Annotated in this window: 22 protein-coding genes; 5 read left to right on the top strand and 17 right to left on the bottom strand. The window is 71.4% G+C overall.

The genetic code is table 11. The features are described 5' to 3' along the window. Positions 1–291: 291 nt before the first annotated feature. From AB0G50_RS18105 to AB0G50_RS18085, 5 genes are all read right to left on the bottom strand, one after another. Positions 292–597, bottom strand: a complete 306-nt coding sequence (locus AB0G50_RS18105; protein WP_360109373.1) for a hypothetical protein — start codon at positions 595–597, stop codon at positions 292–294. A 75-nt stretch (positions 598–672) separates the two neighbouring features. After that, complete coding sequence (locus AB0G50_RS18100) at positions 673–1,512, bottom strand: PD-(D/E)XK nuclease family protein (protein WP_360109370.1); 840 nt, start codon at positions 1,510–1,512, stop codon at positions 673–675. A gap of 44 nt (positions 1,513–1,556) precedes the next feature. Further along, entirely contained in the window at positions 1,557–2,414 is an 858-nt protein-coding gene (locus AB0G50_RS18095; RefSeq protein WP_360109367.1) for a PHP domain-containing protein, read from the bottom strand. A gap of 84 nt (positions 2,415–2,498) precedes the next feature. After that, positions 2,499–3,059, bottom strand: a complete 561-nt coding sequence (locus tag AB0G50_RS18090) for a PH domain-containing protein (RefSeq protein WP_360109364.1) — start codon at positions 3,057–3,059, stop codon at positions 2,499–2,501. Positions 3,060–3,103: 44 nt separating this feature from the next. Then, on the bottom strand, positions 3,104–3,271 hold the full coding sequence (locus AB0G50_RS18085) for a hypothetical protein (protein WP_360109612.1): 168 nt from the start codon (positions 3,269–3,271) through the stop codon (positions 3,104–3,106). 156 nt (positions 3,272–3,427) lie between these two features. On the opposite strand from AB0G50_RS18085, the gene AB0G50_RS18080 reads away from it, so the two are divergent. Next, positions 3,428–3,820 carry an NUDIX domain-containing protein gene (locus tag AB0G50_RS18080; RefSeq protein ID WP_360109600.1) on the top strand — a complete coding sequence of 131 codons (393 nt, stop codon included), beginning with the start codon at positions 3,428–3,430 and terminating at the stop codon, positions 3,818–3,820. Positions 3,821–3,843: 23 nt separating this feature from the next. Here the strand turns inward: AB0G50_RS18080 and AB0G50_RS18075 are convergent, their stop codons facing one another. Further along, on the bottom strand, positions 3,844–4,929 hold the full coding sequence (locus AB0G50_RS18075; RefSeq protein WP_360109361.1) for a DUF2332 domain-containing protein: 1,086 nt from the start codon (positions 4,927–4,929) through the stop codon (positions 3,844–3,846). A gap of 34 nt (positions 4,930–4,963) precedes the next feature. Continuing rightward, a complete protein-coding gene (locus AB0G50_RS18070) occupies positions 4,964–5,470 on the bottom strand; it encodes a MaoC family dehydratase (protein WP_360109358.1) in 507 nt (168 codons plus the stop codon). 293 nt (positions 5,471–5,763) lie between these two features. Here AB0G50_RS18070 and corA point away from each other — a divergent pair, with 293 nt between their 5' ends. Then, the gene (gene corA, locus AB0G50_RS18065; RefSeq protein ID WP_360109355.1) at positions 5,764–6,843 is read left to right on the top strand and encodes a magnesium/cobalt transporter CorA; all 1,080 of its coding nucleotides are present in this window, start codon (positions 5,764–5,766) and stop codon (positions 6,841–6,843) included. Positions 6,844–7,185: 342 nt separating this feature from the next. Here the strand turns inward: corA and AB0G50_RS18060 are convergent, their stop codons facing one another. Then, on the bottom strand, positions 7,186–9,840 hold the full coding sequence (locus AB0G50_RS18060; protein ID WP_360109352.1) for a sigma-70 family RNA polymerase sigma factor: 2,655 nt from the start codon (positions 9,838–9,840) through the stop codon (positions 7,186–7,188). 151 nt (positions 9,841–9,991) lie between these two features. After that, positions 9,992–11,071 carry a DUF2332 domain-containing protein gene (locus tag AB0G50_RS18055; protein WP_360109349.1) on the bottom strand — a complete coding sequence of 360 codons (1,080 nt, stop codon included), beginning with the start codon at positions 11,069–11,071 and terminating at the stop codon, positions 9,992–9,994. A 107-nt stretch (positions 11,072–11,178) separates the two neighbouring features. Here AB0G50_RS18055 and AB0G50_RS18050 point away from each other — a divergent pair, with 107 nt between their 5' ends. Then, positions 11,179–11,913, top strand: coding sequence for a metallophosphoesterase (locus tag AB0G50_RS18050; protein ID WP_360109346.1), 735 nt, complete (start codon positions 11,179–11,181; stop codon positions 11,911–11,913). A 3-nt stretch (positions 11,914–11,916) separates the two neighbouring features. Beyond that, on the top strand, positions 11,917–12,768 hold the full coding sequence (locus tag AB0G50_RS18045) for a chromosome partitioning protein ParB (RefSeq protein WP_360109343.1): 852 nt from the start codon (positions 11,917–11,919) through the stop codon (positions 12,766–12,768). A 296-nt stretch (positions 12,769–13,064) separates the two neighbouring features. Here AB0G50_RS18045 and AB0G50_RS18040 read toward each other — a convergent pair whose 3' ends face one another. From AB0G50_RS18040 to AB0G50_RS18005, 8 genes are all read right to left on the bottom strand, one after another. After that, on the bottom strand, positions 13,065–14,036 hold the full coding sequence (locus tag AB0G50_RS18040; protein WP_360109340.1) for a hypothetical protein: 972 nt from the start codon (positions 14,034–14,036) through the stop codon (positions 13,065–13,067). A 113-nt stretch (positions 14,037–14,149) separates the two neighbouring features. After that, entirely contained in the window at positions 14,150–15,037 is an 888-nt protein-coding gene (locus AB0G50_RS18035; protein ID WP_360109337.1) for an SDR family oxidoreductase, read from the bottom strand. 379 nt (positions 15,038–15,416) lie between these two features. Next, positions 15,417–16,598, bottom strand: coding sequence for a sn-glycerol-3-phosphate ABC transporter ATP-binding protein UgpC (gene ugpC, locus AB0G50_RS18030; RefSeq protein ID WP_360109334.1), 1,182 nt, complete (start codon positions 16,596–16,598; stop codon positions 15,417–15,419). A gap of 7 nt (positions 16,599–16,605) precedes the next feature. Then, a complete protein-coding gene (locus AB0G50_RS18025; protein WP_360109331.1) occupies positions 16,606–17,451 on the bottom strand; it encodes a carbohydrate ABC transporter permease in 846 nt (281 codons plus the stop codon). Next, the gene (locus AB0G50_RS18020) at positions 17,451–18,362 is read right to left on the bottom strand and encodes a sugar ABC transporter permease (protein ID WP_360109597.1); all 912 of its coding nucleotides are present in this window, start codon (positions 18,360–18,362) and stop codon (positions 17,451–17,453) included. The genes AB0G50_RS18025 and AB0G50_RS18020 overlap by 1 nt, the downstream gene beginning before the upstream one ends. A gap of 44 nt (positions 18,363–18,406) precedes the next feature. Beyond that, positions 18,407–19,660 carry an ABC transporter substrate-binding protein gene (locus tag AB0G50_RS18015; protein WP_360109328.1) on the bottom strand — a complete coding sequence of 418 codons (1,254 nt, stop codon included), beginning with the start codon at positions 19,658–19,660 and terminating at the stop codon, positions 18,407–18,409. A gap of 173 nt (positions 19,661–19,833) precedes the next feature. Continuing rightward, positions 19,834–20,364 carry a general stress protein gene (locus AB0G50_RS18010; protein ID WP_360109325.1) on the bottom strand — a complete coding sequence of 177 codons (531 nt, stop codon included), beginning with the start codon at positions 20,362–20,364 and terminating at the stop codon, positions 19,834–19,836. A gap of 158 nt (positions 20,365–20,522) precedes the next feature. Continuing rightward, positions 20,523–21,719 carry an acyl-CoA dehydrogenase family protein gene (locus AB0G50_RS18005; RefSeq protein ID WP_360109322.1) on the bottom strand — a complete coding sequence of 399 codons (1,197 nt, stop codon included), beginning with the start codon at positions 21,717–21,719 and terminating at the stop codon, positions 20,523–20,525. A 145-nt stretch (positions 21,720–21,864) separates the two neighbouring features. Here AB0G50_RS18005 and AB0G50_RS18000 point away from each other — a divergent pair, with 145 nt between their 5' ends. After that, a complete protein-coding gene (locus tag AB0G50_RS18000) occupies positions 21,865–22,233 on the top strand; it encodes a DUF4190 domain-containing protein (RefSeq protein WP_360109319.1) in 369 nt (122 codons plus the stop codon). The last annotated feature ends 120 nt before the right edge of the window (positions 22,234–22,353 follow it).

Raw genomic sequence — 22,353 nt, 5'->3', positions numbered from 1 at the left:
CGCTGCGGCACATCCCGCCACCGAACCCGGGCCGGGCAGGTGCCCGTGATGCGACACGACCGCCACACGCGCCAACAGAGCAGCGCATTGGGTCGGCCGCAGCATCCCGCTGCCAAGCCGGAACAGCTGCCCGTGACGCGACACGCGCCAAGAGGGCCGCTCACCGAGTCCGCCGGACATCCCGGGCCGAACCCGGCGGACCTGATCCCCGTCCACCGAGCCACCGAGCGCCACCGGCCGGTCCGACCGCGGCGGGCCAGGCCGGGACCCCGGGGCGCTACGAGCCGGTCGTCACGCCCACCAGAAGATCCACAGCGTCACGCCCGCCAGCACGAGCACGGCGAGGCCCAGGCCCGCCGCGGCCCAGCCTCGGGTGCGGTCGGCGAACACCTGGGCCACCACGGCCGCCGCGGCGGCCACCACGTGCGCGATCACCACGCCGATGCCCGGCCCCGGCAGGTCGTGGGTGCCCGCGTACACCTGCACGCCGATGAGCGCGAGCGCGAGCAGCACGAGGCCCGCCGTCACCGCGCCGCTGAGCCCGCGCCACAGTCGCGACACCACGGCCTCGGGTCGTCGGGTCTGAACCTCGGTCACGCGTCTCCTCTACCCAGTACCGGTCGCGCCCTACCTTCCCGGTAGGAGGGACGCTTGGCAAAGCCCTCGGTTCGCCTAGGGCGCGAGCAGTTCCCAGGGTTCGATGGACGGCGCGGCCTGCTGACCCTCCGGGCAGGACCGCCGGAAGTCGCACCACGTGCACTGGTTCCCGGTGCGCGGCGGGAAGAGCACCTCGCGGTCGCCGCCCGCGGCCAGGGTGTCGGACGCCAGGCCGATCTCGTCGGCCGCCTCCTCGGCCCGCCGCACGTGCCGCTCCAGCGACTCGTCGGTGTGCTCCCACACGGCGACCGAGCGGGACGGCAGGTGGTGCAGCTCGACCCGGGTGCACGGCTTGCGCAGGGTGCGCCTGGCGGCCAGCGCGTACAGCGCGAGCGCCTGCGAGCCGCGCGCGTCGTCGGTGGTCAGCGCGTGCCGGCCGGTCTTGTAGTCGACGATCACCAGTTCGCCGTCGCGCAGGTCGATCCGGTCGACCCGACCCTCGGCGACGATCTTCGCCGTCGGCGTGGACACCCAGCGCTCGATGCCGACCGGTTCGATCGACGTGTCCAGCGCCTGCACGTAGTCCTGCACCCACCCGGCGGCGCGCTCGCGGTACACGCCCGCCTGCTCGGCGTCCCGGAAGCCGTCGTTCTTCCACTGCCGGTGCAGCAGGCTCACCGCCCGGTCCGGGTCGCGCTGCGCGGCGGGCAGGTCGAACAGCGCCTTGAGGGCGTTGTGCACCACCGCGCCCAGCGTGTTGTGCGCCCACGCGCCACCGCGCGGCGGCGCCGGCCGGTCGAGGTAGGCCATCCGGAACCGCCGGGGGCAGTCCACCCACGTCGACAGCTTCGACGGCGTGACCCGCACCAGCTTCTTGGGCATGGCCCCGAAGTCGAACCCCAGCTGCTCCTGCACACCGTCACGCTACCGAGCGACACCGACAGTTCCCGCACAGCCACCTAGCCGACGAGCACCTTGCACCCGGTCGCCCGGTCCGCGAGGGCGTCCAGGACGTCGGGAGCGGTCGTCTCGGCGCCGATCCGGACGGTCTTGTTGGTGCCGTGGTAGTCGCTGGAACCGGTGGTCAGCAGCCCGAGGTCGGTCGCGAGGCCGCGCAGCCGGTCCCGGGTCGCCGGGTCGTGGTCGGGGTGGTCCACCTCGACGCCCGCGAGGCCGAGGTCCGCGAGGCCCGCCACCACGCCCTCGTCCACGACCGGACCGCGGGACACCGCGAACGGGTGAGCGAGCACGGTCACGCCACCGGCCGCGGTGATCATCGCGATGGCGCGGGCCACCGGCGTGTCGGTGCGCGGCACGTAGTAGCGGCCGGAGGTGAGGTAGCGGGCGAACGCCTCGTCCACGGTGGCGACGACGCCGGCCCTGATCAACGCCATCGCCAGGTGCGGCCGGCCCGCGGGCGCGTCCGGCGGCAACCCGGCCATCAGCTCGTCCGGGTCGATCGGGAACCCGTCCTCGACCATCCGCACGGCCATCCGGCGCAGCCGTGCCCGGCGCTCGGAGCGCAGCCGGAGCTGCTCCTCCACGAGGGCGGGCGAGGTGTGGTCGTACAGGTAGGCCAGCAGGTGCACGGTGATCAGCCGGCCCGCGCCGTCGTCGGACGCGCAGGACAGCTCCGCGCCGCGCACGAGCCGCAGGCCCGGTGGCAGGTTCGCCGCGGCCTCCGGCCAGCCCGCGGCGGTGTCGTGGTCGGTGATCGCCACGGCGGACAGGCCGGCCGCCGCGGCGGCCGTCACCAGTTCCGCGGGCGTGTCCGTGCCGTCGGACTCGGTCGAGTGGGTGTGCAGGTCTATTCGCACGAGCCCAGTCTTACCTACCGGCGGCCCGGCCGTGACCTCGCCATGGGTGCGGGCCGGTTTCGCCTCCGGTCCCGCCCCCGCCGGCTACGGCACCATCTTCTTGCCGCGCGCCGCCCGCTGCGCCTTGATCATCGAGAACCGCTCGGCCTGCGCCTTCTTGTCGCCGAAGGTCAGCTCCGAGATGGCGTCGTAGACCTCCTCGGGGTTCGGCAGGTACTCGATCCGGTTCAGCGCCTGGATCTGCCCCGCCGACTCCACGACCAGCGTCCCGAACCCGAACATCCGGCCCACCACGGTGCGCTCGTAGGTCAGGTCGGTGACCTTGCTGATCGGCATCATCGCGACCTTGGTCTCGAAGACGCCCGAGGAGATCATGAACCGCTTGTCGGTCACCACGATCCGCTCCACCCACCACTCGATGACGTAGTAGGCCAGCCTGAGCAGCACGAACAGCGAGCCGTACCAGAGGATGTTCTGGACGAAGCCCAGGCTGTCGGGCAGCAGGTAGCTGATCATCATCGAGCCGATGAGCAGCGCCGCCGCCTCGAGGATGTCGAAGAGCACGAAGCTCCAGTGCCTCCGGACCCGGATCACCCGGCGCTCCGTCGGCAGGAGGTACTCGTCGGGGTCCCGCGGTGCGAACATGGCCTACGACCTCTCGCCGGGTGGTGGGGAGGAGTCGGTCCGACTCAGAACAATTGTTTCACGAAGGTGATGAGCGCCTCAGCGGCCGACTTGAGGGTGCCCAGGATGTTCTGCACCAGCTGAGCCGCCTGCTGGGGCTCCGCGATGAGGAAGAACAGGACCAAGCCGACCCCGGCGAAAGTGAGAATCTTTTTCAGATTCACGGTGATCAACCCCGTTCGCTACCCGCACCCGTGTGGCGCCAGATGGAAACCGTTGTACCGCACTCCGCAGCACGTTGGGAGTTTTGTACCGCACTTGGGTCAGCGCCCTGCACCACCATTCGGGACCAACTACGCTCCGCGACCGTGACGGCCGATCGAGAGCCCCTGATTCGCTGTGTCGGTGGCATCGCACATGACCCGGACGGGCGACTACTACTCGTGCGACGGGCCAATCCCCCAGGTGAGGGACTGTGGTCGATCCCCGGCGGACGAGTGGAGCAGGGCGAGTCGGACGTCGACGCCGTAGAGCGAGAATTCCTCGAGGAAACCGGACTCTCCGTGACGGTCGGCCGGTGGGTCGGCACCGTCACCCGTCCGGCGGCACGAGGCCGCTACGAGATCCACGACTACGCCTGCCAGGTGCGATCCGGTGTCCTCCGGGCGGGCGACGACGCCGCGGACGCCCGCTGGGTCACCGGTGCGATCTTGACCACACTTTGCCTCACAGAGGGTTTACACGAGGCGCTCGCGGGGTGGGGGCAGCTGCCCCGCGGGTGACCCCGCCACCCGGTCGCCGCTGGTCAGGGCAGCCAGACGAGCCGCTGGCCGTGCAACGCGGTCCGCGCGAGCGCGGAAACCGAGCTGACCTCGCCTTTTTCCACCCGGACGAGGCCCACGACGCCGAACGCGGGTTCACCCGAAGCGGGCTTGAGGTCGGCGCGACCCGGCAGCACGTGTTCGAGTGCGCCCGCGTACCCATCGTGGCTCACCCACCACACCGGTCGGTCCAGCGCCTTGAGCGCCGCCACGAAGTCCGCGCCCGGCACGTAGGCGAACAGGTTGCTCGTCAGCACCACCAGCGGCAGCTCGGCGGGCACGAGCGCGGCCGCCTTCGCGAGGTCCGCCACCGCGTCGCCGGTCACGAACTCCGGCCGGGCCTTGCGCTGGGCGGTCGCCGCCACGCCGAACAGCCGCAGCCGCTCGGGCTGGTCGGCCCACACGCACGCCTCCAGCCAGGCGTAGGTGTCCTCGTCGGTCAGGTCGGCGGGCGCCCGGTCGAGGCCGACCCGGGCCGCGACCTTGACCGACTTGGGCAGCTTCGGCAGCTCCGCGCCGTCGGCCAGCTCCAGCGCGCAGTGCAGGCCGAGCGCGGACTTGGTCGGTCCGGCGACGAGCTGGCCCGCCTGCTGGGTCTGGTAGCGGTAGCCGTACTGGTCGAGCCCGAGCAGCAGGCCGGCCGAGCAGCCGACCTCCAGCAGCCCGATCGGGCCCTTGACCCGGGCCACCGCCGGGTACACCAGCGCCGCGCGGCGCACCTCGTTGGTCTGCACGCTGCGGGTCGACACGATCGCCCGCACCTTCTCCGCGCGCTCCAGCAGGAAGGAGCGGAACAGCGGCCAGGTGTTGTGGTCCGCGCCGTAGGTGCCGCCGAGCGACGGGTAGTAGTCCGACAGCGGGTGGAACGGCTCGGCCTGCACCAGCCGGTGCGCCGCGGCCAGCAGCAGCGTCGGGTGCGCGAACCGCTCGGGCGCCGCGGTCAGCAGGCCTGCCACGTCCGCGTCCTGCGCCGCGCGCTCGGCCAGGTGCTCGTAGAGCGGCGAGACGCCGTGCGCCTCCGTCCGCGCGAACGCCGCGAGTCGCCGCCGAACCAGGTCCAGATCGGTCACGTCACTCCTCAAGCACGTCGCTTCGGCGGACAGGTCACTCCGAGACGGGCACCGGCCGGCCGGGCTGCTCGCCGCCGCGGGCCTCGCCGTAGGAGCGCTTGGGCACCATCACCTTGCGGCGGAACACGCAGACGACCGTTCCATCCTGTTTGTACCCGCGGGTCTCGACGTGCACCACGCCCCGGTCGTCCTTGGACTTCGACGGGGTTTTGCCGAGCACCTCGGTCTCACCGTAGATGGTGTCCCCGTGGAAGGTCGGCTTCACGTGCCTCAGCGACTCGACCTCCAGGTTGGCGATCGCCTTGCCCGAGACGTCCGGCACCGACATGCCCAGCAGCAGCGAGTAGACGTAGTTGCCCACCACCACGTTCCTGCCGAAGTCGGTCGTCTCCGCCGCGTAGTGCGCGTCCAGGTGCAGCGGGTGGTGGTTCATGGTCAGCAGGCAGAACAGGTGGTCGTCGTACTCGGTGACGGTCTTGCCGGGCCAGTGCTTGTACACGGCGCCGACCTCGAACTCCTCGTAGTAACGACCGAACTGCACGGCAGCCTCCGTTGGCTCGTGTGTGACCGGAAACCCTCGCGGACCGGGACGACAGTGTGAACCCGGGAGGAGTACCCTCGGCAACCGGTCTGTGAGCGACTACACCGCCACGGACGACCGACCCGAGGAGGTGAGGGCTACCGATGAGTAACGACCCCCATCCTGCCAGTACCTCGCGCGTCCTCATCGGAGGGTCGGCTTCGCCCAGCTAGGCCCGCACGGCATCCGGTCGGGGACACGCGCCGTCTGTTCACCCCAGCACTCCAGCGCGAACCACCCTGCTTGGAGGAACCGTGCCCAGCATGCCTTCCCTCGGCGGCCTGAGAGGCCGACACCCGGACCGCCCGACCCCGGTGCCCATCCCGGTGCCGCTGTCGGCGTACGTGGTCGACTGCGGCGTCTACGTCGACGGCAGGCGGCTGCCCGGTCGCTGGTCGCACACCGACGCGGTCAACGAGGTGCGCAAGCGCGGCGACGGGTTCGTGTGGATCGGCCTGCACGAGCCCGACGAGGAGCAGATCCAGGGCATCGCGGAAACCTTCGGCCTGCACGAACTGGCCGTCGAGGACGCCGTGCACGCCCACCAGCGGCCCAAGCTGGAGCGGTACGACCACACGCTGTTCATGGTGCTCAAGACCGTGCGGTACGTGCAGAACGCGTCACCGGACACGGCGAACGAGATCGTCGAGTCCGGCGAGATCATGGTGTTCCTGGGCCCGGACTTCGTCGTCACGGTGCGGCACGGCAACCACTCGGGCCTCGCCGCGGTCCGCCGCGAGCTGGAGGACGACCCGGACCGGCTGACCGTGGGGCCCGCCGCCGTGCTCTACCAGATCGCGGACCACGTCGTGGACAACTACCTCGAGGTCACCGACCACATCGAGGACGACATCGACCAGATGGAAACGCTGGTCTTCGCGCCGCGCAGCCGGATCAGCGCGGACCAGATCTACCTGATGAAGCGCGAGGTCCTGGAGCTGCGCCGCGCGGTGATGCCGCTGGCCGTCCCGCTGCGCCGGCTCGCCGAGGGCTACACGCCGCTGATCCCCGAGCAGGTCCGCTCGTACTTCCGGGACGTGGACGACCACCTCACCGAGGTCTCCGAGCGGGTCACCAACTTCGACGAGCTGCTCACCACGCTGGTGGACGCGGTGCTCGCCAAGATCACGCTCCAGCAGAACTCGGACATGCGCAAGATCTCGGCCTGGGTCGCGATCATCTCGGTGCCGACGATGGTGGTCGGCGTCTACGGCATGAACTTCGAGCACATGCCGGAGCTGCACTGGAAGTACGGCTACCCCATGGTGATCACGATCATCCTGGTCGCCTGCCTCACGCTCTACCGAATATTCCGTCGGAACCGCTGGTTGTAAGCCACCCACCCCGACCCGACGGGACCCGACCACCATGACCCGCATCCTGACCAACCTGCGCTTCTGGATCCTCACCTTCCTCATCGGCTGGCTCTGCACGGTCACGCTGCTGATCGCCACCGGCAACTGACGGGGAGATCTCCCCCGCCGCGCCCACGTACCCGGTGGAGGTGGTGGAGATGACCCGTTCCCGTTCCCGATACCGGTTCCGCCCGGACGACCGGCTCGTCCGGATCGAGCCGCCGCGGCTGGGTCCGCTGCTGTGCGCGTTGGCGCGCAAGGCTTTCCGCGCCGCCGCGGGCGCCGGACCGGTGTCGGCCCGGCGCCCGCGGTGGACCGTGCTCACCCGCGCGCGGTCAGCGTTCCCGTTCCCCTGCCGGACAGCACGGCGTCCAGGGCGGGGTCGTAGTCGACCCGACCCGCCCGGTCCGCGGTGAAGGCGTACCGGTTCGGGCCGAGCACGAGCGCGTAGGCGCCCGGCAGCAGCCGGTAGGTCTGCGGCACGCGGGCGTCCCGGCCGCCCGCGCCCGCCACGGACAGCGCGGGCCTGCCGGTCGCGGTGGCGTCGACGGTGATCGGCAGGCCGTGCACGGCGAGGGTCGTGGTGCCGGCACCGGTGAGCAGGGCCTCGACGGACGGGTCGTAGTCGACCAGCCCGGCCGGGGTGACGGTGAAGTCGAGCTTCGCGCCGGACGAGGTGAGCACCTGGTGCGCGCCCGGCCACACCCTCAGGTGCCGCACCGGACTCGGTGCGGGCCAACCCGTGCCGGTGACCGCCATGTTCTCGTAGTCGACGTCGGACACGTCGTAGGTGATCGGCAGGCCGTGCGCCCGCAACGTCGACCCGACGGGCTCCAGCAGCGGGCTGTCGGTGCGGACGGTGCCGTCGTCCAGCAGGCGGAAGGGCGCGGCCAGGCCGTTCGGGGAGAGCGCGGTGTGCGCGCCGGGCAGCAGGCGCAGCGTGCGGACCGGTTGCGGCGTCGGCCACCCCGTGCCGCTGACGGTCATCGTGGAGTAGCTCGTGTCGGTGAAGTCGACGGTGAGCGCGAGGCCGTGGACGGTGAGCGTGGCGGTGCCCTCGCCGTCGAGGAGGTGCTCGGCGGCGTAGTGCACGAGGCCCTGCCCGTCCACCCGGAACGGGACCCGGTCGCCGGACGGGGTCTGCACGGCGTGGTCGCCGGGGAACAGGTTCAGCGTCCGGGCGGGGTTCGACGCGACCGGCGCGACGCCGGAGACGGTGGCGTTGTAGTAGGACAGCGCCGAGGTGTCGACCGTGATCGGCAGGCCGCGCACGCGGAGCGTCGCGGTGCCCCGGCCGCCCAGCACCGCGTCGTAGGCGGTCGGGTAGTCCACCGCGCCGGAATCGGTGACGCTGAAGGGGATCGCGATGTTCGCGGGCGAGGTGACCGCGTACGCGCCGGGCGACAGGCGCAGGGTGGCGGGCTGGTCGACGGGCCGCCAGCCGGGTTGCGCGGACACCGAGAACGCCGTGTAGCCCAAGCCCTCGGCGTCGACCGTGATGTCGCCGGACCACGGCGGCGGCGGGTTCGTGGTGGTGGTCGGCGCGGGTGCGGTCGTGCTGGTCGGCGGCGCCGTCGGGGTGGTGCGGGCCGGGGTGGTCGTGGTGACCGGGGTGGTCGGCGCGGTCGTGGTGGTGGTCGGGGCGGTCGTCGGCGTGCTCGCCGTGGTGACCGCCTCGACCGCCTCGACCGGCGCGCCGGCGGCCGGTGCGGGCGGTGCGGGTGTGCCGGTCCTCCCCGTCGGTGGCACGGCGGTGGCCGGCCGGACGCCGGTCGCGCCGGGGGGCGCGGTCGTCGGAGAGGTGGTGTCGCCGACGACCACGACCGGCTCGCCGAACGGGGTGGCGGACGTGGTCACCGGCGCGGGTCCCGCCACGACCGGTCCGGGCTCGCGGGGTTCCGCGCCGAACAACCCCCACAGCACCGCGCCCGCGAGCGTCACGCCGCTGGTGATCCCGACCAGCAGCCGCCGCGCGGTCTCGGGGTTCTCCTGCACCACCCGCACCACGGCGTCGACCCGCCCGAGCTGGTGGGCCACCGCGGCGCGCACCCGCTCCACGACGCCGGCGGACGGGCGCACGGCCGGGAGGTCCGGGCCCGCTTCGACACCGACCACCCCGCCGCCCGCGGTCGCCGTCGGACCGTGCCCGAGGAACGCGGCCAGGAACCGGTGGCGGTCGTCGTCCTCGGCGAGGCCCAGCAGGCCCGGTCCGAGCGCCCAGCGGCTGTAGGCGCGCACCTCCTCGGCGCTCCGGCCGCACGTCGGGCAGGCCGCCGCGTGTTTCGTCACGCGGCGCGCGGCCGGCGGGTCCAGCGCCACCGCGCCCGCCGGCACCAGCTCGGCCAGACCCGTGCAGGCGTCCCGACCACTGCGGGCGAGGACCACGGCGGCGATGACGTCCTTCGCGCGGTCCCGGGCCCGGCCCAGCTGCCGGTCGACGTTGACCGGCGGCAGGCCCAGCACGGTCGCGAGCTCGCGACCGACGACCAGCCGTCCTCGGCGGACGGTTTCCTCGATGTGGGCGCGCAGCACCTCGCGCAGGCCCTCCGGGATGCCGCCGACGGCCGTCTGCAACACCGACCACAGCTCGCGCTTGCCGAGCAGGTGCTCCAGGTCCGCGGGCAGGTCCGGGGTGCCGATCAGCTCCACCGGCACGTCGGCCTCGGGCCTGCGCACCTCGGCGGGCAGTTCGCGCCACGCCCGCCGGTTCGCCTCGTAGCGCTCCTTGCGCACGTTGCGCGCGATGCCGTGCAGCCACGCGCCGAGCACCTCGGGCGCGCGGCCCTTCGCGATGCCCTCCAGCGCCCGCGTCACGACCTCGCTCACGCAGTCGTCGACGTCCGAGGCGTTGGGCAGGTGCCGCGCGAAGTACGGGCGCAGCCGCTCGTGGCAGTGGGTGAACAGCGCGCGGCGCGCGGCGGGGTCGCCGTCGCGCAGGCGGTCGAGGAGGTCGTGGGGTAAGGCGGTCTCGTCCATGATCGTCTCCTGGGGAGGGCTCCGAGCCTGTCAGGAGTCGTGTGGCGGTCGCGGCCCGGATCTCCCCGCGACCGGGCGAAAATTCTTCGACCGGACCCGTCCCGCGGGCAGTTTCCCGCGAACGGCGCAGTCCGTCACCGGCTTTCGGCGGTCAGTTCCAGGTTTGGGTGTCCCAGGTGAACGGCACGCCGTGGCCCGCGCCCGTGCCGAGGCACAGCGAGACGCCCGCCGGCCACAGCTTGAGCAGCAGCCGGAACTCGTAGGCGGTGTGCGCGCGACGCGGTTCGTAGACCAGGAGCGCCAACGGGGCCATCGGGGTCGCCCGGCTCGCCGCCTCGGCCAGCACGGCGCGGCCCATCGCCCGGTCCGCCGGCGACACGTACTGCCACACCACGGAGTGCCACACGACGGTCAGCACGTCGCGCTCGGGTCGGGCCAGCTGCTCGGCCAGCCACTCGGGCCCGGTCGCCCGGCGCACCGGCACCGGGTCGAGCCGCGCCAGGTCGATCGCGGACTGCAACCGGTCCCAGCGCTCCGGCTGGTCGCCCCACACGAACGACGACAGGTGCAGCCGGCCGTCCTCGGTGGACACGTCCACCGGGTTCAGGTCGCACGCCGCGCGCCGCACCAGCCGCAGGCTGTCCCGCAGGTCGACCTCCGGCCTCCCGGTCCACGACGGGTCCAGCGCGAACGGGCTGTACCGGTCGCCCAGCACCTCGTCGTCCACCCGGTAGGCGACCCGGTGCGGGCGCAGGTTGAGCCCGCCGGACGCGCCCACCTCCAGCAGCCGCACCGGGAACGCCGTGCGGCGGCCCACCGCGTCCGCGGCCAGCCTGGTCGCCGTGTGCAGGCCGCCGAACAGCGGGCCGCTGCGGCCGGGTTCGTTGGTCTGCACGACGGTGCCGCTGGTCAACGCGTTCAGCTCGTCGGTGTGCTCGTGCAGCACCGGCAGCGCGTCCTCCCACAGCCGGTCCAGCCGCGGCCTGCCCCCGACGGTCGGGTAGTGCGCGGCGAGTTCGGGTGCGCGGCCCTCCAGCACCAGCCGGTGCAGGGCGCCCGCGAACCTCAGGCCCGGCACCGTGCCGCGGGGGTCGCGCTCGGCGCCCGCCATCACCCGCGTGGTGATCCCGCCGCGCGCCAGGTCGTCCGCCGCCGACACGAGCAGCGTGTGGGTGAGCGGGCTCCACGTCCGGCAGCCGCGGGACGCCTCCAGGAACAGCTCGGCGAGCACGGCTGTGACGTTAGCTCGATTTCCCTTGCAGGGCACCGGGACGGGGCGTCAATTCACCCTTTCACCTGCGAGATGTCGACCGCGCCGGTAGCGCTTAGGCTCGATGGATGCCCAGGGTGCTCGCGGTGGCGGACGAGGTGGTCGAGCGGCTGTGGACCGAACAGGTGCTCGCGCACTCCGCCGTGGACCTGATCGTCGCGGCCGGGGACCTGCCGTTCGACTACCTGGAGTTCCTGTCCGACCGGCTGGACCGACCGTGCGTGTTCGTGCCCGGCAACCACGACGTGGACCTCGGCGGGTACGTGAAGGTGCGCGGCCTGTGGACCCGCGCCGGGTTGCCCGCGCGGTGGCCCGGCCCGGCGGGCGCGGTGAACGCGGACGGGCGCGTGGTGGACGTGGCCGGGGTGCGGATCGCCGGGCTCGGCGGGTCGATCCGGTACAACGCGGGGCCGAACCAGTGGACCGAGCGGCAGCAGGCGCGCCGGCTGCGCGCACTGCTGCGCCGCGCGTGGTGGCGGACGAAGGACGGTCGCGGCGTCGACCTGCTGCTGACCCACTCCCCGCCGCTGGACTGCGGCGACGAGCCCGACCCGCCGCACCGCGGCTTCGCCTGCCTGCACCGCGCGGTCCGGCGGTTGCGGCCGGGGTTGCTGCTGCACGGGCACGTCCACCCGCACGGGCAGCGGCGGGCCGACCGCGTGCTGGGCGGCACCACCGTGGTGAACGTGGTGGGCTACAAGGTGCTGGACGTACCCGCCCGTGCCGGCGCGACCGCGCGGGAGCCGGACGCGGTCGGTGGACGCGGTGTGGCGCGGCGGTCGGGCGTGAGGTGGCGGAGGTGAGTGATGGCCCGTGACACGGGGTTCCCGCGCGCGGACGTGGAGAACGACTTCCTGCGGGCGCGGCGGGGGCAGGTGCTGGCGCGGTTGGCGGCGTGGCTGCGCCGGGAGCCGGACGACGTGAACATCATGCTGCCGTTCCACGAGGTCGTGGAGGCGCTCGGGATGCAGGGCGAGCGGCGGTTGGGGCTGCGGACCGTGCGGTTGGACTCGATCGTGGGCAGTGTGGACCGCACCCGCGACTTCGACCGGCGGTTCCGGCCGACGTCGGCGCGGGTGCGCGAACGCTGGGAGCGGTTGGCGCTCGCGCAGCGGCGCGGCGAGGCGGTGCCGCCGATCGAGCTGTACCGGGTCGGGGACCTGCACTTCGTGCAGGACGGGCACCACCGGGTGTCGGTCGCGCACGCGCTGGGGTTGGAGGTGATCGACGCGTACGTGACGGAAGTCGTCACGCGGGTGCCGGCGCACGGCATCCGGCACCGCGGCGACCTGATCGTGAAGGACTACCGCCGGCTGTTCCTGGAACGCGTGCCACTGCCCGGCGAGGCCCGCGCGGCGGTGCTGCTGGCCCGGCCGTGGGACTACGCCGAACTGGGCGAGCACGTCGAGGCGTGGGGCTTCCGCCTGATGCAGGACGAAAGCACCTTCCTGGACCGCGCCACGATCGCCGCCCGCTGGTTCCACGAGGAGTACGAACCGGTCGTCGGTCTGCTCCGCCAGGCCGACCTGGTGGGCGACCGCACCGAAACCGAGGCCTACCTGTGGGTGGCCGCCGAACGCTACCGGCTCATCCGAACCCACCGCTGGGACCAGGACGTCATCGACGCCCTCCGCGCCCGCCGACCGACCGCCGGCTGACGGCCGACCGCGAAGCCCGCCGACCGCGCCCGACCGGGCCGTCCCGACCGAGCCGGACTCGACCGGACCCGAGGCGGGGCACCACGCGCCGCCCGCGACGCCGAGACCGGGAGACCCTCGCGTGACGTCCGCGCCGCGCGGCGTTCACGACGGCCCCGTAGGCACACCTCACCCGCGACAGCCACGCCTCGACCGCGCGACAGCCCACCCCGTGCGGCGTCCCACGCGGTCACGTCGCCCCGCGGCGTCCGCCACGCCCGACCCGCGGGCCGCGCTTCTCGCCCGAGCAGCGCCGGCTAGCGCTGGAACTCCCCCTTCGGCAGTGGGCGGGCCTGGTCCATGACGCGGTCCGCGTAGCTGTCCAGCAGGCGGGTCGCGACCTGCTGGGAGTAGCCGAGGATGACCGCCCACAGCAGCAGCGCCGCCTGGGACGCCACGCCGATCAGCCCCGTCGTCACACCCGCGCCCAGAGCCAGGATCCCGACCACCGACAGCGCGGCGCCGAGGAGGATCTTGATCGTCGCCTGGTACCCGATCATCACGTACGGCGACAGGCTCGGGCGCCTGCGTAACAGCAGCACCACCGCCGACAGCACCGCGCCGAACGCGCCCAGCACCTGGATCAGCCACACGTCCGCGCCGGCCGCGGCACGACCCGACGGGCACACCGTCGGCAGCTTCTCCGACCCCACGCACATCGGGATCAGGCCGGGCTTCAGCAGACCCACCGCGCCCAGCAGCGTGTTCACCGCGAACAGCACCACGGACGCGGCGATCAGCTTGTTGCGCAACGCGCGCGAGCCCACGTGCGCGAAGTCGGACCGGTCGAACGCGGCCCGCAGCGCGTCCACCACCAACTCCCGCTCGATCGACAGCGGGAACTCGCCCGGCCGCATCTCCTCCAGCGCCACGCGCCGGGGGTCGTCGTCCTCCAGGTTCTCCGCGACCCGCGCCCGCAACCCGGGCAGCCGGCCCAGGAAACCCCGACCGGCGGCCACCACCGCGATCTCGGCCTCGTGCAACGACCGCCACGCCCGCTCGATGTGCCACCCGGACCACCACGACGCGACGGTCCGCCACCGGGACTCCTCCCGGGTGATCATGTCCTCCACGACGGCGGCCTCCTGCTCGGCCACCGCCCGCCACTGCCCGCTCTCGAGGTCGAGCGGGTCCGGCGGTCCGAGTGCGGCGAGGTCGGCCCGCACCCGGTCCAACCTCGACTGCACCACCAACCGCCAGTCCGTGACCCGTGGTCTGCGCGTGCCCATGTCCTGATGGTGGCAGGGGGGTACGACATTTCTGCGATCACCCGACCGAGTGACCCACCCGGTTGCCGCACCCCGATCACCCGAACGCCACCGTCCACAGTGGACGGTCGAACTCAGGCCGACTGCGACGGCTCCACCAGCTCGCGCAGCCGCGGCGGCATCCGCTTCTCCAGGCCGTAGGGCTCCAGGTGCGCCTGGAGCACCCCGTCGAACGCCCGCTTCACCGACGTGGCGTCCCAGCTGTCGCTCTCCAGGATCGGCTGCTTGAAGTACGGCTGGCCGATCAGGTGCAGCTGCCTGCCGTTGCACCGGACGATCTGCCCGGTGATGCCCGCCGCGCCGTCGCCGAGCAGGAACAGCACCAGAGGCGCGACCTTGCCCGGCGTCCGGTCGGCCGGGATGGCCCGCAGCGAGCGCTCGGACTTCCACACCATGCGGGTGTGCGCGACCGGGCAGACCGCGTTCACCCGGATCCCCTCGGTCTCCAGGTCCAGCGCCCAGGACAGGGTGAGGGAGGCGACCGCGCCCTTGGTGGCCGAGTACGCGCCGAGCTTGCGCTGCCCGAAGAACGCGCCGGAGGAGATGTTCACGATCGAGCCGCCGCCGGTGTCGCGCATCGCGCGCATGGCCGCCATGCCGGTGTAGATCACGCCGAGCACGTTGACCTCGACGATCGTGCGGATCGACGCCGGGTCGTCCTCCCAGGGCAGCGACTCGTAGTTCAGGCCGGCGTTGTTCACGAGCCCGTCCAGCCGGCCGAACTCGGACACGCACGTGCCCACGATCTTGTCGGCCTCGGACGGGTCCGCGACGGTGTGCGTGCTCGCCACCGCCCGACCGCCGTACTCCCGGATCCGCGCGGCGACCTGCTCGGCCAGGTGGCCGTCGTTGTCGTTGACCACGACCGCGGCGCCGGCCCGTGCCGCGTGCATCGCGTAGGCCTCACCCAAGCCTCGTCCGGCACCCGTGACCACGACTGCCTTCCCGTCCAGGATCCCCATGTCGCGCTTCTTTCTGTCCTCGGCGGACTCCCCTACCCCGACCCGGCCCGGCCGGGTTCACCCCCGCTGTCGACCAGGGTGGCGACGCGGCTGGAGCCACTGCGGCACCGGAGCGGCGAACTGCACCGCTGCTGCGCTGAATGGCCTATGAAGTTCGTCCGGGCCGATGTCCCGGACTGGTCAGTCACCTACCGTGAGAACCACTCGGTAGGTGGTCGCGGGATTCCTCCGCTCGACGTCCCCCACCAGCCGTCCGGGACCGCTCCGTCACCCGACCGGCGATCCGGCCCCACCTGCGCCGAGCGGGTGAGCGGCATCACCCCACGACGAAGGGCCACCCCGCCCGGACGAGCGGAGTGGCCCCTGGGACGTGGCGCGGTCAGCCCGCGTACGTCAGGTTGCGCCCGTTGGCGGGATCGAACAACTGGATCTTGTCCGCGTCGAACCAGATCTCGGCCTGCTCGCCCTCGGTCGCCGACGACGCCGCCGACAGCCGGGTCACGAGCGACACCCCGTCGCCCGGCACGTCCGCGGCGCCCGCGTCCGCCGCGAGCTCGGCCAGCTCGGCCGCCGTCGCCTGCTCGCCGGACAGGCTGAAGTAGGCGTACTTGTCCGAGCCCATCGACTCCAGCACGTCGACGTGGCTGGTGAACACGACCCCGCCGGACCGCACGTGGTCGTCCACCAAGCGCGCGTCCTCGAAGTGCTCCGGCCGCAGGCCCATGATCACGTCGCGCGGCGCGTCGGCGCCCTCGAGCAGACCCCGGACCCGGTCGGTCAGCGGCACGTCGCCCAGCGGCGACCGCAGCACGCCGCCCTCGATCCCCGCCGGCACGAAGTTCATCGACGGCGAGCCGATGAACCCCGCCACGAACAGGTTGGCCGGGTTGTCGTAGAGGAACTGCGGCGCGCCGATCTGCTGCACCGCGCCGCCCCGCATCACCACCACCCGGTCGCCGAGGGTCATCGCCTCGGTCTGGTCGTGGGTCACGTAGACCATCGTGGTGCCGAGCTGCTTCTGCAAGCGGGACACCGAGGTCCGCATCTGCACCCGCAGCTTCGCGTCCAGGTTGGACAGCGGCTCGTCCATCAGGAACGCCTTGGGGCTGCGCACGATCGCCCGGCCCATCGCGACCCGCTGGCGCTGACCGCCGGACAGGTTCGACGGCTTGCGGTCCAGGTGCTGGGTCAGGTCCAGGATCTCCGCCGCGTCCCGCACCTTCTTCTCGACCGTGGCGTCGTCCACCTTGGCCAACCGCAGCGGGAAGGCCATGTTCTCCTTCACCGTCATGTGCGGGTACAGCGCGTAGGACTGGAACACCATGGCGATGTCGCGGTCCTTGGGCGCGCGCTCGTTGACCCGCTCGCCGCCGATCCGCAACTCGCCCGCGGTGATGTCCTCCAACCCGGCGATCATGTTCAGGGTGGTGGACTTCCCGCACCCGGACGGCCCGACGAGGATGACGAACTCGCCGTCCGCGATCTCGATGTCCACGTCCTTCACGGCCACCGCGCCGTCGGGGTACTGCTTGGAAACCTTGTCCAGGACGATCTCGGCCATTGCTGACTCACCCCTTCACGGCGCCGGAGGTCAAACCGGCAACGATCCGACGCTGGAAGAACAACACGAACAGGATGATCGGGATGGTGATCACCACGGCCGCCGCGGCGACCGACCCGGTCGGGTCCTCGAACTGCGAGGAGCCGGTGAAGAACGACAGCGCCACCGGCACCGTCCGCGACGACTCCGTCGAGGTCAGCGAGATGGCGAACAGGAAGTCGTTCCAGCAGAAGATGAACACCAGGATCGCGGTGGTGAACACGCCCGGCGCGGCCAGCGGCGCGATGACCCGGCGGAACGCCTGGCCCGGCGTCGCGCCGTCCATCTTGGCCGCCTTCTCGAGCTCCCACGGGATCTCCCGGAAGAACGCCGAGAGCGTGTAGATCGCGAGCGGGAGCGCGAACGTGATGTAGGGCAGGATCAGGCCGGGCCAGGTGTCGAACAGGCTCAGCGCGCGCTCGATCTCGAACAGCGGCGACACCAGCGAGATCTGCGGGAACATCGACACCAGCAGCGACACCCCGACCAGGACCCGCTTGCCGGGGAAGTCGAGCCGGGCGATCGCGTACGCGGCCATCGTGCCGAACACGACCGCGACGGCCGTGGCGATGATCGCGATGCCGATGGAGTTGACCAGCGCGCGGACGAACTCCGTGGTGGTGAAGATCGCCGCGTAGTTCTCCAGCGACCACTCCCGGGGGATGAAGTTGCCGTCCGCCAGCGTCGCCTTGGACTTGAACGACAGCGACACGATCCACAGCACCGGGAACAGCGCGTAGAGCACGACCAGGACGTTCAGGACCGTCCAGCGGGCTTTGCGGGCCGGCGTGACGGCCCCGCCGATGCCTGCCATCAGCGCCTCCCCCCGTTGTCGCTGCCGGGCGCAGCGGTGCCGAACAGCTTGATGAAGACGAACGCGATGATCGCCACGGCGATGAAGATCAGCACCGACATGGTCGAGCCGATGCCCAGGTTCAACCCCTTGATGAGGTTGTTGTAGGTGATCATCGAGACGGACGCGGTGCCCTGCGACCCTCCCGTGAGGACGAACAGGTTGTCGAAGATCCGGAACGCGTCGAGGGTGCGGAACAGCAGCGCCACCAGGATCGCGGGCTTCATCACCGGCACGATCACCTTGGTGAACCGCTGCCACCCGTTCGCGCCGTCCATCGCGGCGGCCTTGAGCAGGTCCTCGGGCACCAGAGCGAGGCCCGCCATCAGCAGCAGCGCCATGAACGGGGTGGTCTTCCAGATCTCCGCGAGCACCACGACCATCAGCGCGGGGATCTTCTCGGTCAGCACGGGATCGCCGCCCGCCAGGGTTTCGGCGAGGTAGCCGGTGCCGGGCGTCCAGGCGTAGCGCCAGGAGAACGCGGCCACGACGGTGACGATGCCGTACGGGATCAGCGTGGAGGTGCGGACGATGCCGCGGCCGACCAGCGTGCGGTGCATGACCAGGGCCAGCGCCATGCCCAGCACCAGCTCGACCGCGACCGACACGACCGTGATCACGACCGTGATCCACACCGCGTTCCACCAGTACGGGCTGGACAGCACGGTGATGTAGTTGTCCAGGCCGACGAACTCCCGGCGGTCCGGGAACTTCAGGTCGTAGCGCTGGAGCGACAGCCACAGGGAGTACACGATCGGGTACCCCGCGACCAGCGTCATGATGATGATCGCCGGCGCGCACAGCAGCAGTCCGAGCCGGCGTTCGGCCTTCTTGCCGTCGGACAGCGCCGACTTGGCCTTGGCGTCGAGCACGGGCTCGCCGCCGCCTCCGGCCTCGGTCTCGGTGAGGGCGTGGCTCACGGCAGGACCCCCTTCGAGTCGAGCGCGTCCTGCAACTCGGAGCGCAACCGGTCGGCCGTGGGCTTCGGGTCGATGCTCGCGGGCGGCGACAGGATCGTGGAGATGACCGTCGAGACGTTCTGGTACGCCGGGGTGCGCGGGCGGCTGCTCGCGGTCTTCAGCGTGTCGAGGATGGCTTCCTTCATCGGGTACGGCTTGGCCATCTCGGGGTCGTCGTAGACCGACTCGATGGTCGGCGGCACGCCGTCGTTGATGGCCGCGAACTTCTGGCTCTCCGCGCCGCGCAGGCACGAGACGGCGTCGAACGACTGCGCCGAGTGCTCGGTGTAGGCGCTGACCGCGTAGTTGATGCCACCCACGGTGACCTTGGCGTCGCCGCCGTCGATCGACGGGTAGGGCGCCCACTTGAAGTTCGCCGCGAACTCGGGCTTCTTCTGGGCGGCGGCGTAGACGTACGGCCAGTTCAGCATGAACGCGGCCTTGCCCGCCTCCATGTTCAGCCGGGCGTCGTCCTCGGCGGCGTTGGAGAACGACGGGTCCACCACGTCCGAGGTGGCGAACTTCTTGAGGACCTCCAGGGCCTTCACGGCCTTGTCGTCCACGACGGCCTTGGTGCCGTTCTCGTCCAGGATCTGCCCGCCGGCGGAGTTGACGAGCGTGTTGAACAGCACGACCAGGCCCTCGTACTGCTTGCCCTGCGCCTCGATCAGCCCCGGCTTGCCCTCGGACTTGAGCTTCGAGGCCATCTCGATCATCTCGTCCCACGTCTTCGGCGGCGTGGGCACGAGGTCGCTGCGGTACCAGAGCAACTGGACGTTGGTGTTGTCCGGAGCGCCGTAGAGGCGGCCCTCGTAGCGGGCCGTGTCCAGCGGGGTCTCCAGCGTGCCGCTCTCCACCGCGGCCTTGTCGGCCCCGGTGAACTCCTTGATCCACCCCGCCTTGGCCAGTTCGGCCGTCCAGGTCACGTCGAGCGCGAGGACGTCCATCCCGGTGTCCCCGGCGGCGAGGCGGCGGACCATCTGCTCCCGCTGCCCGTCCGCTTCACGGGGCAGCTTGTGGTAGACGATCGTGTAGTCCTTGCCCCGCTCGTTGCACTTGTCGACGATCTTCTGGAAGTTCTCCTGCGGGTATTTGTAGACGTTGACGACGGTTTGTCCACCGTCCGAGCCGCAACCGGCCACACCGGACACCGCGAGCACCGCGGCACATCCGGTGGCGACCAACCGACGACGTGCGGTCGCACCCCTCATCGGCTCTGCCTCCTTCCCGACAACGGAGGAGCCAAGCCGCAATGCCCGGCACCTCGTCGTGCCCACCGGGTGACCTGGGTCACCCGGTGGAACGAACGTAGGCCCGGTGATCAGGTGCCGCAACCACTCGGGCCTGCCGTCGCGCTTTACCCGGTGATCACGGAACCCAAACGTCAGTCCTTCTTCACGTCCGAGGGACGCATGGCGAGTTTGGCCAGCAGATCGCGCCCCCGTTCGGCGGATCGGGGCTGGCACAGCACGTCGTAGCGGCCGGCGACCAACTGCGAGGCCGACTGGAAGTCGCGCTTGCCCCGGGTGGACCCGTAGCCGACGGCCGCGAAGATGAGCCCGAACGCGACACCGGTGACCAGGCCGACCAGGATCGGCCCGAACGAGGCGCCCGGCGTGGAGTTGAACAGGGACAGCAGGACCCCGACGAACAGGCCGAACCAGGCGCCCGACGCGGCGCCCGTGCCGAGGACCCGACCCCAGGTCAGGCGTCCGGTGACCCGTTCGACGAGCATCAGGTCGACGCCGACGATGGTCACCTCCTGGACGGGGAAGTCCCCGTCGGCGAGGAAGTCGACGGCACGCTGGGCCTCCTCGTAGGTCCCGTAGGACCCGATGGGCCACCCGGTGGGCGGCGTCGGCAACCGGGGCGGCACGCCGGCCCGGTTCTGGCCGGAGGAGAAGGAACTAGTCAAGGCAGACCACCCACCTCTTGGCGCGCAGTAGATCACCCCATCCTGCCAACACCGGTCGAACGACGCGAAACGGCCGCGCGGAAGTGGACCCGACCGTGACCCGGGGTGCCCCGGGTGAGGTCGTGGCCGGTGGGGTGGGAACGGTGACGGACGGTGGACTACGAGCGGGAGCGGTAGTCGCGCAGCAGGCCGCGGGAGATGATCGTCTTCTGGATCTCGCTGGTGCCCTCGCCGATGAGCAGGAACGGCGCCTCGCGCATCAGCCGCTCGATCTCGTACTCCTTGGAGTAGCCGTAGCCGCCGTGGATGCGGAACGCCTCCTGGGTGACCTCGGCGCAGTACTCCGAGGCGATCAGCTTGGCCATGCCGGCCTCGACGTCGTTGCGCTCGCCGGAGTCCTTCAGCCGGGCCGCGTTGACCATCATCAGGTGCGCCGCCTCGACCTTGGTGGCCATCTCGGCGAGCTTGAACGCGATGGCCTGGTGCTCGGCGATCGCCTTGCCGAACGTCCGGCGCTGCTGCGCGTACTCGATGGCGAGTTCGAACGACCGCAGCGCGATGCCGCACGCGCGCGCCGCCACGTTGACCCGGCCGACCTCGACGCCGTCCATCATGTGCCGGAAGCCCTGGCCGGGCGTGCCGCCGAGGACCTGCGCGGTCGGGATCCGGAAGCCGTCGAACACCATCTCGGTGGTGTCGACGCCCTTGTAGCCCATCTTGTCGATCTTGCCGGGCACGGTCAGGCCGGGCAGCACCTCGCCGTAGCCGGTCGGCTTCTCGACCAGCAGCGTCGTCAGGTTCCGGTGCGGCTTCTCGGCGCCCTCGTCGGTGCGCACCAGCACGGCGGTCAGGTTGGACGTGCCGCCGTTGGTCAGCCACATCTTCTGGCCGTTGACGACGTAATCCGACCCGTCCACGACCGCGCGGGTCCGGATCGCCGCCACGTCGGAGCCCAGTTCCGGTTCGGACATCGAGAACGAGCCGCGCACCTCGCCGGTGGCCATCCGGGGCAGGTAGGACGCCTTCTGCTCGGGCGTGCCGTGCTGCTTGAGCATGTGCGCGACGATGAAGTGGGTGTTGATCACGCCGGACACCGACATCCAGCCGCGCGCGATCTGCTCGACCACGAGCGCGTAGGTCAGCAGCGACTCGCCGAGCCCGCCGAACTCCTCCGGGACGGTGAGCCCGAAAAGGCCCATTTCCTTCATGCCCTCCACGATGTCCGCCGGGTAGGTGTCACCGTGTTCGAGGGTTTGCGCGTGGGGGATGATCTCCTTGTCGACGAAGGTGCGCACGGTCGACAGGATCTCCTCCTGCACGTCGGTGAGTCCTGCGGTCCGGGCCAGGCGCGCCATCGCACTTCCCCTTACGTCGGCATGAGGTTACCGGCGAGTATGAACCGGTTCGCACACGTTCGCGGCACGGAAGTGCTCATCACCACGCGCTGAACCGAACCAGCGGTTATTCTCCGCCTCCCGAGCACCCACGCAGGGGGAGAACATGTCCCAGCAATACCCGCCGCCGCCCGGCTACTACCCGCCGCCCATGCCTCCGAGGGGCACCAACGGCCTCGCGATCGCGTCGCTGATCCTGGCGTTCGTCTTCGCGCCGGTCGGCATCGTGCTCGGCATCATGGCCCGCAACCAGATCCGCCGCACCGGCGAGGACGGCATGGGCCTGGCGACCGCCGGCATGATCCTCAGCATCGTGTTCACGGCCATCGGCATCATCGCGGTGATCCTGTGGATCGCGGCGCTGGCCTACGTCGTCAAGACCGTCGACCAGCTGCCGACGGACTTCCCGACCGACTTCCCGACGAACTTCCCGACCGACCTGACGAACTTCCCGACCGTCATCCCCACGACGTAACGGCCAGTTCGCCACCGCAGTGCCGGCACACGTCGGCGAACACGTGCACATCGGCGCAGCAGCCGGGGCACCTGCGGAAACTGCGCTCCAACAGGTCGTCGGCGGGTCGGCGGCGGACGA

The organism is Actinosynnema sp. NPDC020468, assembly GCF_040642015.1.
In the GTDB taxonomy this organism is placed as follows: domain Bacteria; phylum Actinomycetota; class Actinomycetes; order Mycobacteriales; family Pseudonocardiaceae; genus Actinosynnema.
The sequence above is the reverse complement of the archived record's forward strand: the minus strand, read 5'-3'. Positions and strand labels throughout refer to the sequence as shown.